The sequence below is a fragment of the Mesorhizobium sp. B2-2-4 genome, from assembly GCF_006442375.1.
Taxonomy (GTDB): Bacteria; Pseudomonadota; Alphaproteobacteria; order Rhizobiales; family Rhizobiaceae; genus Mesorhizobium.
In genome coordinates this window covers 355856-367962 of the sequence record NZ_VFWB01000004.1, presented here as the reverse complement: position 1 = coordinate 367962, position 12107 = coordinate 355856, and the positions used below count along the sequence as shown (strand labels likewise).

Here is a 12107-nt window from a genome sequence, read left to right as displayed (position 1 = left end):
GCATGCGCATCGTCGACATCAGGGAAAAGACCGTCTCGATCGCCTCCCCCATCGCCAACGCCTATATCGACTTTTCGAAGATGACCTGCTCGGCCGTCGCCGTGATCACCGACGTCGTGCGTGACGGCAAGCCGGTGGTTGGCTACGGCTTCAATTCGAATGGCCGCTACGGACAGGGCGCGCTGATGCGCGACCGTTTCCTCGCGCGCGTCCTCGAGGCCGATCCCGAAACGCTGATCGACCATGAGAACGACAACCTTGACCCGTTCGCCATCTGGAAGACGCTGATGACCAACGAGAAGCCCGGAGGCCACGGCGAACGGTCCGTGGCGGTGGGCACCATCGACATGGCCGTCTGGGATGCCGTCGCCAAGGTCGCCGGCGTCCCGCTGTGGCGCCTGCTGGCGGACCGTTACCGGGCGGGCGTGGCGGACGAGAAAGTTTGGGTCTACGCGGCAGGCGGCTACTATTATCCCGGCAAGGATCACTCGAAGCTTCAGGCGGAGATGCGGGGCTATCTCGACCTCGGCTACAAGGTCGTGAAGATGAAGATCGGCGCCGTGCCCCTGGATGAGGATCTGCGCCGCATCGAGGCCGTGCTGGAGGTGGTCGGTGGGGGCCAGTATCTGGCTGTCGATGCCAACGGACGCTTCGACCTGAAGACCGCCGTCGCCTATGCCAAGGCGATGCAGCCATACGGCCTGTTCTGGTACGAGGAGGCCGGCGATCCGCTGGACTATGCGTTGCAGACGGAACTGGCGAACCACTACGGTGGGCCGATGGCGACAGGCGAGAACCTGTTCTCGCACCAGGATGCGCGCAACCTCTTGCGCTACGGCGGCATGCGGCCCGACCGCGACTATCTTCAGTTCGACTGTGCCCTCTCCTATGGCCTGGTGGAATACCTGCGCACGCTGGAGGTGATGAAGGCGCTTGGCTGGTCGTCACGACGCGTGGTGCCGCATGGCGGACACCAGATGTCGCTCAACATTGCCGCAGGGCTGCATCTGGGCGGCAACGAATCCTATCCCGACGTTTTCCAGCCCTTTGGCGGCTTCGCCGACGACATCGCGGTCGAAGATGGCTATGTCGGGTTACCCGATGTTCCCGGTGTCGGCTTCGAGAAGAAAGCCGAACTGTTCAAGCTGTTCCGACAATTGCACCAGCCGTGAGCGAGACGCCGGCCGTGCCGAACGACGGTTTTCAGCCTGTCAGGACGTTGCACCCGCCTATGGCGTTGCAGACTGCTTCGGTGACTTCGCGCGTCGTCGCCGCAAGATTGGGTGCGGCGACGCCGACAGCCGCAACCTCCTTCGAACTCAGTGTGATATCCGCCCTCATAATCGCCATGCGGGGCAATGGCCTGATCATTCTCGGCATGTGGTCCGAGAAGCAGAAGATCATCACCGGCCTAATTCTCATCCTTGCGGTGTTTCTTTCGCTGGAACACGGCAAGATCGGCCGTCATCGAGTGATGCGCATGTCCACAATCGCATCGAACCACGCAGTGTCCGGGAGATCGTCATGACCAAGCCTACCGTAATCATCAGCGGCGCCGGCATCGGCATTGGCCGCGCCACGGCCCTCGCTTTCGCCAGGGTTGGCTACAGAATCTGCGTGACCGACATTCTCGAGACCGAAGGCAAGCAGGTGGCCGAAGAGATCAAGGCGGGCGGCGGGGATGCTTATTTCCGCAAACTCGATGTGACCAGATCGGATCAGGTCAACGACGTCGTGGGAGAAATCGACAAGCAGTATGGCGGCGTGGACGTCGTGGTGGCCAATGCGGGTATCGCCCACAAGGTGCCGCTGGCGCAGATGAGCGATGCCAAGTGGGACATCACAGTCGACATCGACCTAAAAGGCGTGTTCCGGATGGCACGCGCTGCCACGCCGCGCATGCGAGAGCGTCGCAAAGGCGCCATCGTGGCGGTATCGTCGATTTCAGGCATGAGCTATGGCTGGGCCGAACATGTCCATTATTCCGCCGCCAAAGCCGGCGTTCTGGGTTTGGTGCGAGGCTTGGCCGCCGAGTTGGGCGGCGACGGGATCCGCGTCAACGGCGTCGCGCCCGGTTTCATCCGCACGGCACAATCCCTCTCCGAGGAGCACTCGATGGGTGAAGCGCGGCTGGTGGCTCAGGCTCCTTCCATTCCATTGCGTCGCATCGGCGAACCCGACGAGGTGGCGGATGTAATCCTGTTTCTGGCTTCCGACGCAGCGCGATACGTGACGGGCCAGACTTTGCTGGTAGACGGCGGGCTGACGATCAAACAAGGCTAAACATCATCATGCGTCTGCTTGCTTGTGCAACTGGTCGTCCTTTGTGCCAAGCCAAGGCGCCCCACGTTGCATCCGCTTGGCGGCGGCGTGGTGGAGGTCTATACGTATCGGCCCACTGGTGGTGCGACTGGGTTGACGGCGAGTCACCCTATGAAGCTGATCAATCCAAGTGCGTTCCAAGCCCTTAGGACCGTCGCATGCCGCTGAGCCCTCGCGAACGAATAGACTACCAGGCCATCGTCGATAGACAGCCGCTGAAATTGCCTGACGGCGTCAGGATGCCGGTGTGGCTGATCGTCAATGTCGAACATTGGGACGCGAGGCGGCCGATGCCGCGCACCGTCTTGCCGCCGCCGATGGGCATGCCGATGCTACCCGATATTCCGAATTGGTCGTGGCACGAATACGGCATGCGGGTCGGCTTCTGGCGCATCCACGAGAGCCTGACATCCCGAACAATTGTTCCGACGTTGGCCATCAATGGATCAGTGTGCGAGGTCTATCCCAGGATCGCGCATGCCGCGCACGACGCCGGATGGGAACTGATGGGTCACGGTTGGCTCCAAGGGCCGATGCACAACCTCGAAGACCAGCGCGTTGCAATTCGGCGCACAATCGGCGCGCTGTCCAAGATTTCCGGTAAGCCGCCGGTGGGATGGGAAAGCCCAGGGCTTACGGAGACCTCGGACACGGCCGACATCCTCGCTGAAGAAGGAATTCGGTACGTCGCCGATTGGGTAATGGACGACCTGCCTTGCGAACTGAAGACGACGGCCGGCCGGCTGGTGACACTCCCCTATACGGTGGAGATTAACGATGTCGCAATAATGGCTGTGGCGCAGCACTCGTCGGCGGAACTGCTCGAGCGCGGCAAGCGCCAGTTCGACCGGCTGTATCGGGAGAGCGCGACCTCGCCCCGGATCATGTCCATCAGCGTCCATCCTTATCTTAGCGGTGTTCCGCATCGGATTGGCTATCTGGAGGAATTGCTGGATTATATCTCCTCTCATCGCGACGTGGCATTCTGGACGGGCGAGCAGATCTATAATTGGTACACTTTTGCGCGGCTCCCCGCAGGGTCGGTAGAGCTGTCTGGCACGGCTATGGGTTGAAAAAAGCAAACGCTCGTCTCCACCGAAGCGCAGCATTCTCGTCGATCGGGCTGTTCGGAATGCTATTGCGGAACTGGCGGGCCCGTGGCAGCTTGGGCGAGGCGTATCCGCGCTTTGGTGAGCGCTAATTTCCGTCCGCCTTTGCGGCCGCGTGCTCTGGCGGTAGGAAGACCAGCTGGCGCATTCACGGGTCAGGTCGCGCTCCAACTCGCCAGCGTGGTGAAGACGCAAAACCACCATACGGCCGCTGCGGTCGTGGTGCGATCTACGCACTTTTCCGGCTGGTCAGGCAGGGTTCTTTACCGTATTGGCCAGGTAGGCAAGCGATCGCCCGAGGCAATCCAGCTTATAGTTCCTTAGTGCCTTGTTTTAGACGAACACGGCGAACAGACCTCAGCTACGGTATATTCCCTCGTACGCGATCCTGATCAACGAGGATATTCCTCAGTCCAAGCGACAGGGCGGCTTTCGGGTCGCACTTTTTTCTGGCGACGACTTCACGGCCGAGTTGAAGCCGTCCAACTCCTCGCCGATCTCGACAAGGGCCTTTCTGACTGTCTCCTCAACTTCCTGTCGTTTCTTCGGCGGCATCAGGCTCAGCCCCTTCAGCATCGCCTCGCGCCAGTGCTGCCCCCTGCCCCACGCTTCCGCGAACGCTGTTGCAAGGTCGTCCTGGCGACGGGTGGCCTCCAGTGCCTCGATAAGGAGGCTGGCCTGATAGACGTCCTTTTCGCGCTTGGCGACGCCGTTTGCATCTGATTGCCTGCGAGAGGCGACGATGAGCTTGTGAACTGCATAGCGTTCCGGCGACGGCACGGTTACAGGCACCCCTGACCGATGCAGCATCACGGTCCGGATGGGCTCGTGGATGAGGAAATCAAGGAAACGCAAGGGCTGCGCCGAAGCTCCGCCCAGTGCTGGCATCGGAGTGGCATGGTCGGTGTAGTGATCGGATCCCCGGTTCGGCGTGAGGAATTCGACCTTGTATCTCGTTGCATTCTCGAATTGCGTCGCGTGTGCGGGATCCGATCTGTGCGGGATCTCCCTGAAGGTCGGGTCAATCTCTCTCAAGATTTCCAAGATCGGCGGCCGGCTGTCGTCGACTGACGAGGAGATCGAGTAGTGCTGCGCGAAATCGGCATCGCCGGTTTGCAATGAGGCACCGGGCAATCTCACGCCGAGATGTCCCGCATACGTCTGGAAGGCAACCGTACCGACGAGCACGCCTCTCAGGCGGAAGATTCCTGCTGCTCCCATTGCTCCAACGACATCGCCAGTGAACCGGTCCGGTGCAGTCAGCCCTGCTTGGCGAGTCAGCGTGGAGACGAGTTTCCGTCGCCCGCGGAGGTCTTCCTTGATCTCTTGGAAGGCTGCAACGCGTTTCGCGATCTCGGGATCATCGGACGGGCCGACATACTTCCGCGTCTTCTTGGGTTGGGTCTCCTCAAAATACCAATAATCCCGCCCCTTCACCGGAACCCGAACGAAATTTCCCGCCGTTGAGAAGTCGGTTTCGAACGATGCACCAAGGCAGCGCTGAACGAGTTCCGCATACATCGTGCGATAAACGAGATCGACCGTCTTCATGCGCCGGCTCCGTTATAAGAAAAATGAGTTTCTCTTATAACAGGATGAACTCAAGCGACGCAAGCGGTGGTTATAAGACAGTTGCAGAAATCTTATAACGCCGCCGCATCATCCAGGGTTCACGCAGACCCGTCATGCCACACATGGCGATCGATGCGCCCGGCTTTGGCCAATGCTACCGCCAACGATGCTGGAGCCGCGCCGATCAATCAGGCACCGCGTGACCGCCGCTGATCATGTGAACCATTTTGATGCCGTTTAGGATGATCGCGGCTGATCCCGGTGATTTGAAGCCGAGCATTGACCCGATGCGGCGCTTGATGCGCCGATGGTCCTGTTCGATCCGGTTACTCAGGTATTTACTCTTGCGGGTCCGGATCGGCTTTAGCCGACGCCGGGAACGATACTGCAAGCGATTTGAGTTGTCACAGGAAACGACAGCCTCCAGGGTGGGCTGGTGCTGCCAGCACCAGGTCGGCAAGCACCAGGCCAAAAGCTCGAGGTCGGGCCGAATCGCGGCGACGCGGGCGGCGATTGCCGTTGCAGCGAACGGCACCGGCCGCTGCGATCCCGCCAGTTTTTCGATCTCCGTGCAAAGGTCGGCGAGCGCCGCGCGGTGGCAATGGAGCCCGAGCTGGTCGACGATCTTTTCGAGTCGGTCGGCGCTGCCAGCGGGCGGCTGCACGGACAGCTGCCGCCAGGCGCCAAGAACCGCGCCGGCGGGGCCGGGATCGGCGCCGGCCGGGCGCAGGTACCAGGGGTCGCGCAGGGCGTCCTCGGCGCGGCCGGCGAGCCGCATGCTGCCGGCCGCGCTTCCTATCGCGGTGAGCTCGGCTCCGGCCTGTCTGACAAGTCCGTCAAGCCCGGCTCCGCCGTTAAGTCTAAGGCGAGGCCGCGTGAACGAACACGATCTCAAAGCGCCTGTTGCGCTTTGTGAACGATGCCCTTTTCGAACCGGGAAAGAGCAAAGGCGGAAAGATTGATCGAGGGGCTGCCCTGTGTGACCCATTCGCCGAGTTGTTTGCCGATGGAAGGTCCAAGCGCAAAGCCGTGGCCGCTGAAGCCGGCCGCCACGAAGAGTTCGAGCTCTGGCTTGGGCCGATCGATGATTGGAATGACGTCGGGCGTGATATCCAGCCTGCCGGCCCAGGCGTTCTGCAGTTCGATCGTATTCAGATGCGGAAAGATCTGCCGGAAGCCAGCAAGGTTGGCCATCACCTTGCGCATATTGGGCTTCGGCTCCGGCAGCGCCTGCACGGCATTGCGGCGGCTGAAGCGCGCGGCTAATTGATGACGGAAATCGGCTCCGATGCTGAGGTGCAGTTGACGCCAGTTGTTGCGATAGGCGGGTATGAAATGGCGCATGCAGCGAAATGAGTCGACGGTGATTTCGTAATCGACTCCCATGCCGCGATAGCCGTTACCGATAATGAAATCGCCGCCCATAGAGGGGCGGAATGCAACGCGGGGACCCCACATCGCGATGCGGGTGAAGGGTGCTGCCTTCCGGGTGCGGCCGACGGAGGATTTGACGATCTGGATAGGCAGGTGCAGGCCGGCCGAAGCGGCCAGCACCGGTGCGCCGATGCCGTTTGCCAAAACGACGGTTTTTGCTTCGAAGATCCCGTTAGACGCCAGGAGCCTCGGTCTGTCCTGCCTGTCGAGGTCGAGCCGGAAAACCGGTGTATCTTCCAGGATAGTGACTCCGGCTTCGCGTGCCGCAGCCGCGATGGTCCGGGTCGAAAGAGCCGGATCGGCATGGGCGTCGTCGGCGGTGAAAAGTCCGCCGCGCCATTGCCCAGCCAATTCGGGGATTGTCTGACGAACGTCCGCGGCATCCAGCAGGCGCGTCGAAAGGCCGAAGCTGCGCGCAATATCGTGGCCGCTGCGGATCCGATCCTCATCGGCAGCGGTTTCCGCGGGGACCAGGATTCCGCTGCGGGTGAACTGCGTCGCCTGTGTGCCGTATCTCGAGGTCAAGTCCGCCCACAGTTCCAAGGCTTCGACCGCGAGCGGCAGCTCGGCTTCATGCCGTCCTTGCCGGCGGATGAAACCCCAGGCACGGCTGGATTGTTCGGAAGCGATCTTGCCGCGCTCGAAGATTGTTACCGACCTCCCTTTGCGGGCTAGGGAAAGAGCGGTCGAGCAGCCGACAATTCCTCCACCGACAATGGCCACGTCCGTTTGAAAGGTGCCCATCTATGTTCCTTGCCCGATCCTTCGCCGCGACAATAACAGGAGAAGGCAGCCGCGCGTGGCATAGGGCTATGCCGGATCGGCATAGATGCGCGCCCGGCTTCAATTGCGGTGGAAGATATCGTCGATCTGACGCAGGACATCGCGGCGCGATGCCTTGAGGCTGGAAATGAATTCGCGCGCGACGCGCGAGGGGGAACGGTGTGTCGGATAAAGCATGCCGAGACGCAGGCTGACCGCGGGCTCGAAGGGAATGGAGCGCACTCCCGGATGCTCGCGAAAATCGAACGCCGTGAAGGGGTCGATCAATCCGATTCCCAGCCCCTTGGCCACCATGTTGGCGATGGTGCTAAAAAGCTGGGCTTCAAGGACAATGCGGCGCTTAACGCCGTAGCGGTCGAAAATCTGGTCGGCGAGTTGCCTCCCCAGATGATTGTGGGTGATGGAGATATAGCGTTCGTCGCGTAAATCTTCCGGCGTCAGCCGTGCCTTCTGCGCCAGCCGATGATGGCTTGGAACCGCCATCAGATAATGCGCGGAGCAGAATTCCTCGATTTCGATGCCGGAGCGGTCGAAGGGATATTCGGCGATGCCGACATCCACAAGCTGGCTGGCGACGAGTTCTTCTATGCGCGGCGACATCTGGATACGCAGCGAAATGCGGCTCTCCGGCCGGCTTGCCGTGAAGCGGGCGATCGCCGAAGGCATGAAGTCCATTGCCAGCATCGGCAGCGACGCCGCCGAGACCATCCCGGAATTGGCGACCTGCATTTCGCGGGCGATCTCGCGGATTTTGTCGATCGACACGAAGGCACGAAGAACCTCCTCATGCAGCAGGAGGGCTTCCGGCGTGGGATTGAGGTGCCCGCCGGACCGGTCGAACAGGGTCACTGACAAAGATGTTTCCAATTGACCCAGAAGCCGGCTTACGGCCGGCTGGGAAACGCCGAGAAGCTCCGCGGCCCCGATGGTGGTCTTTGCAGTCATCGTTGCCTTGAAGGCTTCGAGTTGCCTGATGTTCAAGCCGCCTCTCCTTTGCAGCCTATAACGGAACTGCATAGCGTCCATAATTCCCCTTATTTGACAATGGGATCGGCGCGAAGTCCGATTGATGAGGCGGTGACCAATCGCCGGACCGCGACATTTGTCGCCAATAATTGCAATGGGAGGATTGGGCAATGGATTTATGGGTGAAGTTCACGTCGATCGCCGTCGTGGCTGGCGCGGTCCTTGCGGGAGTTGCCGCAAAGGCGGACGCGGCCAATGATCGCTTCAAGGAAGTCCTTGAACGCGGCACGCTGCGGGTCGGAGTGCAGGGTGCCTATCCGCCCTGGTCCTATCGTGACCCCGATGGCAGGCTCGTCGGGATCGAGCCTGATCTCGCTGCGGATGTCGCCGAAAAGCTGGGCGTCAAGCTGGAACTGGTTCAGATCGAATCCGCCAACCGCATGCAACTCCTGCAGCAGGGAAGGATCGACCTCATCCTCGGGGCGATGTCCGACCTGCCGGAGCGACGCAAGGTCGTCGGGATGGTGCAGCCAGCCTATTGGGTATCGGGCGCCAATGTCATGGCCAAGGCCGGACTGATCAAGAGTTGGGAGGATCTCAGCGGCAAGCCGCTTTGCGCCAAGCAAGGCCTTTTCTACAATACCGTGATCGCTCAGGCCTATGACGCCAAGATCATTTCCTTTTCCGGCAATACGGAAACCAAACAGGCCCTGCGCAGCGGCAAATGCGCAGCGTGGCTGTCGGACGATACGGCGATCCAGCAGTCGTTGAGAACCGAAGGCTGGGATGGTTACGAAATGCCCCTGAAATCCCGTTATCACAGCTATTGGGCGGCAGGCGTTCCACTGGAGGAGCGCGACGGCATCTGGGGAAAATTCATGACCGGCATGAGCCATGGCTGGCATGCCTCCGGCAAGCTCATCGAACTTGCCGAGAAATGGAAAGTGGTCGCGGATCCGTGGTTCGAAGCCGAACACGAAAAGCTGCTTGAGGCTGACAACACGAAAATGGACAGCCAGTAGTCTCAACGCGACAGGCGCGCCGCCAGGCCGATTGGCGGTCGACAGACAGCCTTTGTCGAGCCGCCGGCCGGAGACGGAAAAGCTCCATTTTGAGACCGGTGGACGCGGTCCTCCGGTCGATTTTTTTCAACTCTTGGTTCGATCGGCCCGGCGCGGGCGCCTGCGCCAAGCGGATCCATAGTTGCAAACAAGCAGGGATATCATGCGCCTTTCACTCGATGAACTTTCCGGATCAGTCTTCGACGTCGCCATCGTTGGTGCCGGCATCAACGGCGCCGAAACAGCGCGTTGCCTCAGTGCTGCCGGCTATTCGGTGCTGCTCGTCGACAAGAGTGATTTCGCCGCCGGCGCCAGCGGACGGTCTTCGCGGCTCCTTCATTGTGGTCTGCGTTATCTCGCGCCCGGAAAATCCGTCTGGGAATTCGTGCGCCAGCCGCAGCGCTTCCTGACCGCGTGCCGGATGGCCCGGGCGGCGATGCAGTCACGGGCGCAATTCGTCCGCGACACGCCCGACCGTATACGCTCCATGAGGTTCTGCTTTCCCGTCTACCGTGGAGGCCCTTATAGCGGGTGGCAGATCGATGCGGCGTTCCGCATCCTGAAATCCCTGGGCGGCCGCGAGGTGCCGCTGAATTACCGCCGGTTATCGGGCGCAGAAGTCGCGCAGATGCCGCTTCTCCAGCATCTGCGCGACAAGCAGGCGCTCCAGTCGGTCGCCATGTTCGACGAATACCAGTTCGACTGGCCCGAACGGGTGGTGGTGGATGCGGTGCTGGAAGCGCAGCGTCTGGGTGCGTCGGTACGCAACTATACCGAAGTCACCCATGCGGCGCAGCAGGGCGATCTGTGGCAGCTGGAGCTCGGCGATACGCTGGATGCTGCCGCCCGGCCCGTTCACGTCGTCGCGCGCAGTGTTTTCAACATGGGCGGGATATGGATCGACCGCATTAATGCGCGCGTCGAGGCTGGGCGGATCGGTCGTCGCATCACCGGCACCAAGGGCGTGCATATCGTGGTCCGCCTGCCGCCCGAATGCAGCCGTTTCGGCATCGCAACGCTCAACCGGCTGAATGAGGGGCTGTACTGTATCCCGTGGCGTGGCCTGCATTATTTCGGACCGACCGAAACGTTGTATGACGGCGATCCCGACGACATCCATCCGACCGAGGAGGATTTCGAGTTCCTGCTCGGCGAAGCCAATCATCTCCTGCCGACGCTCGATATCAGGCGGTCCGACATTCTCTATGGCTGGGCGGGCGTGCGGCCGCTCACTTACGATCCGGCGCAGCCCATGGGCGCACGTTCGCGGCAACTGCATGACTTCGGTCCTGAAGGAGCGCCCAACCTGTTCGCCATGACGGCAGGGCCGATCATGAGCCATCGCTCGGCAGGGCAGCTCGCATTGACGGCACTGGGCAAGGGACTGGCACCGTCACGGCCGAGCCAGCAGCCGGATTTCGCTTCCAGGAGCGTTCCGCGCGAAACCGGGAACAGCTCACGCGAGGACAAGCTTTCGATCATGCAACGGGGCGTGGAGAGCGAGCATGCCGAGACCATCGACGATCTGCTGGTACGCCGCAGCGGCCTCGTCTGGAACGACGACCCGCTTGGCGAAGACGTAGACCTGGCAGCCGAGGTGCTTGCCAAGGCGCGCTCATGGTCGGCGCAGAGGAAGCGGCAGGAGGCTGCTTCCGCCCGGGAGGCTATCGCCCATCGGCTGCACATTGATCCGCCCGCTTGACCCAATATCGGGCCCACCTGCCACCAGAGGCAGTGTTTCATGCCCTCTTTGCAGGACAGTCCGCGCCTTGAAGCCGTCAAAGATAATGACAGCCTGCTGATGGATAGATGCTACACAGCCGGTACGCGATCGCGGGAATCGCGATTACGGGACGAATGGCTTTGCAGGGAGTCCGGGGAAGACCGGTGCGCCATGACAAGTACGTTGAACCTTCTGCACTACTCGGCATTTCGCGCCGTCATGCTCACCGGCACCGTCAGCGGCGCGGCCGAATTGCTGGGGCGCAGCCAGCCGGCCGTCAGCCGGCTTCTCGACAAGCTGGAATACGAGCTTGGCGTTTCGCTTTTCGAGCGCCGCAGGGGCCTGATCACGCCGACCACCGTGGCACACCTGTTACTCGACGAGATCGAGCGAGCCTATGTCTCGCTGGACGCGTTGAGCAGCTTCGCAGCACGGTTGGCAAGCGGGGAAGGCGGCGAGATCAGCCTTGCGGTCATGCCGGCGCTGGGCATCAATTTCGTGCCGCATCTGCTGGCCGATTTCAGGAAGAACTGGCCGAAGACCAAGGTCACGCTGAACGTGCGCATGTCCGTCAAGATCGAGGAATGGGCGGCCGCGCAGCAGATTGATTTCGGACTGGCGGAAACACCGTTCAAGCGCTCCGGGTTCCGGACCGAAGTCTTCAGTGACGCGCCCTATATCGCGGCTGTTCCGCGCGATCATCCGCTCGCCGGGCGCAGCCGGCTCGGCCCGGCCGACCTGCGCCAGGGGCCATTCATTTCCTGGACTTCCTTCGTCTCGGCACGGCATCTCCTCGATCAGGCGCTGCTGTCCAGTAGCGTCAAGGTGGATGCCGCCTATGAGACGACCTTTTCGGTGTCGGCCTATGAAATGGTCAAGCACGGGATCGGTATTGCGATCATCGATCCCTACACCGCGGTCGAGCAGTTGGACGACCGGGTCAGGCTGATCCCCTTCGCGCCGAAGATCCCGTTTAACGTTGCCCTGCTGCGCCCGGAGTCGCGCGGGCCCAACCCCGCCGCCGATGCCCTGCTGGAGCTGATGGCGCAAAAGCGCGATCGGATCCTGAGACAATTGCCGGACCAGGACGATATGCACACTACGCATATCAATCGCCGATAATTCTATTTTGAACAT

General features: G+C 61.4%; 10 protein-coding genes and 2 pseudogenes. 7 read left to right on the top strand and 5 right to left on the bottom strand.

What is annotated here, in order from left to right; translation table 11 throughout:
- Positions 1-2 precede the first annotated feature (2 nt).
- The 4 genes from FJ959_RS12770 (at position 3) to FJ959_RS12755 (ending at position 3395) form a co-directional block, all read left to right on the top strand.
- Positions 3-1172 carry a mandelate racemase/muconate lactonizing enzyme family protein gene (locus FJ959_RS12770; protein WP_140581767.1) on the top strand — a complete coding sequence of 390 codons (1170 nt, stop codon included), beginning with the start codon at positions 3-5 and terminating at the stop codon, positions 1170-1172.
- Positions 1169-1528 (top strand): hypothetical protein, encoded by a 360-nt coding sequence (locus FJ959_RS12765; RefSeq protein WP_181171882.1) that lies wholly within the window; start codon positions 1169-1171, stop codon positions 1526-1528. The genes FJ959_RS12770 and FJ959_RS12765 overlap by 4 nt, the downstream gene beginning before the upstream one ends.
- Entirely contained in the window at positions 1525-2283 is a 759-nt protein-coding gene (locus FJ959_RS12760) for an SDR family NAD(P)-dependent oxidoreductase (protein ID WP_140581761.1), read from the top strand. The genes FJ959_RS12765 and FJ959_RS12760 overlap by 4 nt, the downstream gene beginning before the upstream one ends.
- Before the next feature lie 197 nt (positions 2284-2480).
- The gene (locus FJ959_RS12755; RefSeq protein ID WP_140523252.1) at positions 2481-3395 is read left to right on the top strand and encodes a polysaccharide deacetylase family protein; all 915 of its coding nucleotides are present in this window, start codon (positions 2481-2483) and stop codon (positions 3393-3395) included.
- Positions 3396-3839: 444 nt separating this feature from the next.
- On the opposite strand, the gene FJ959_RS12750 is transcribed toward FJ959_RS12755, so the two are convergent.
- The 5 genes and pseudogenes from FJ959_RS12750 to FJ959_RS12730 form a co-directional block, all read right to left on the bottom strand.
- Positions 3840-4982, bottom strand: coding sequence for a GSU2403 family nucleotidyltransferase fold protein (locus FJ959_RS12750; protein ID WP_140560036.1), 1143 nt, complete (start codon positions 4980-4982; stop codon positions 3840-3842).
- Positions 4983-5187: 205 nt separating this feature from the next.
- Positions 5188-5427 (bottom strand): annotated as a pseudogene (locus FJ959_RS12745) (DDE-type integrase/transposase/recombinase); the annotation flags it as partial.
- Between the two features lie 93 nt (positions 5428-5520).
- A pseudogene (locus tag FJ959_RS32225) lies at positions 5521-5781 on the bottom strand (DUF1403 family protein); the annotation flags it as partial.
- A gap of 113 nt (positions 5782-5894) precedes the next feature.
- Positions 5895-7181 (bottom strand): FAD-dependent oxidoreductase, encoded by a 1287-nt coding sequence (locus FJ959_RS12735; RefSeq protein ID WP_140523245.1) that lies wholly within the window; start codon positions 7179-7181, stop codon positions 5895-5897.
- A gap of 99 nt (positions 7182-7280) precedes the next feature.
- Positions 7281-8201, bottom strand: a complete 921-nt coding sequence (locus FJ959_RS12730) for a LysR substrate-binding domain-containing protein (protein ID WP_181165427.1) — start codon at positions 8199-8201, stop codon at positions 7281-7283.
- A gap of 155 nt (positions 8202-8356) precedes the next feature.
- Between FJ959_RS12730 and FJ959_RS12725 the strand changes: the two genes are divergently transcribed.
- The 3 genes from FJ959_RS12725 (at position 8357) to FJ959_RS12715 (ending at position 12092) form a co-directional block, all read left to right on the top strand.
- Positions 8357-9208: a transporter substrate-binding domain-containing protein gene (locus FJ959_RS12725; protein ID WP_140523240.1), complete on the top strand. Its 852-nt coding sequence runs from the start codon at positions 8357-8359 to the stop codon at positions 9206-9208.
- Positions 9209-9410: 202 nt separating this feature from the next.
- Positions 9411-10949, top strand: a complete 1539-nt coding sequence (locus FJ959_RS12720; protein ID WP_140523237.1) for an FAD-dependent oxidoreductase — start codon at positions 9411-9413, stop codon at positions 10947-10949.
- Positions 10950-11141: 192 nt separating this feature from the next.
- Positions 11142-12092, top strand: coding sequence for a LysR substrate-binding domain-containing protein (locus tag FJ959_RS12715; protein ID WP_224656359.1), 951 nt, complete (start codon positions 11142-11144; stop codon positions 12090-12092).
- Positions 12093-12107: the final 15 nt, after the last annotated feature.

Bases quoted from the DNA above. Each gene is read 5' to 3' on its own strand.
- FJ959_RS12735 (WP_140523245.1), bottom strand. From the start codon at position 7,181: ATGGGCACCTTTCAAACGGACGTGGCCATTGTCGGTGGAGGAATTGTC.
- FJ959_RS12760 (WP_140581761.1), top strand. From the start codon at position 1,525: ATGACCAAGCCTACCGTAATCATCAGCGGCGCCGGCATCGGCATTGGC.
- FJ959_RS12755 (WP_140523252.1), top strand. From the start codon at position 2,481: ATGCCGCTGAGCCCTCGCGAACGAATAGACTACCAGGCCATCGTCGAT.
- FJ959_RS12720 (WP_140523237.1), top strand. From the start codon at position 9,411: ATGCGCCTTTCACTCGATGAACTTTCCGGATCAGTCTTCGACGTCGCC.
- FJ959_RS12750 (WP_140560036.1), bottom strand. From the start codon at position 4,982: ATGAAGACGGTCGATCTCGTTTATCGCACGATGTATGCGGAACTCGTT.
- FJ959_RS12725 (WP_140523240.1), top strand. From the start codon at position 8,357: ATGGATTTATGGGTGAAGTTCACGTCGATCGCCGTCGTGGCTGGCGCG.
- FJ959_RS12715 (WP_224656359.1), top strand. From the start codon at position 11,142: ATGACAAGTACGTTGAACCTTCTGCACTACTCGGCATTTCGCGCCGTC.
- FJ959_RS12770 (WP_140581767.1), top strand. From the start codon at position 3: ATGCGCATCGTCGACATCAGGGAAAAGACCGTCTCGATCGCCTCCCCC.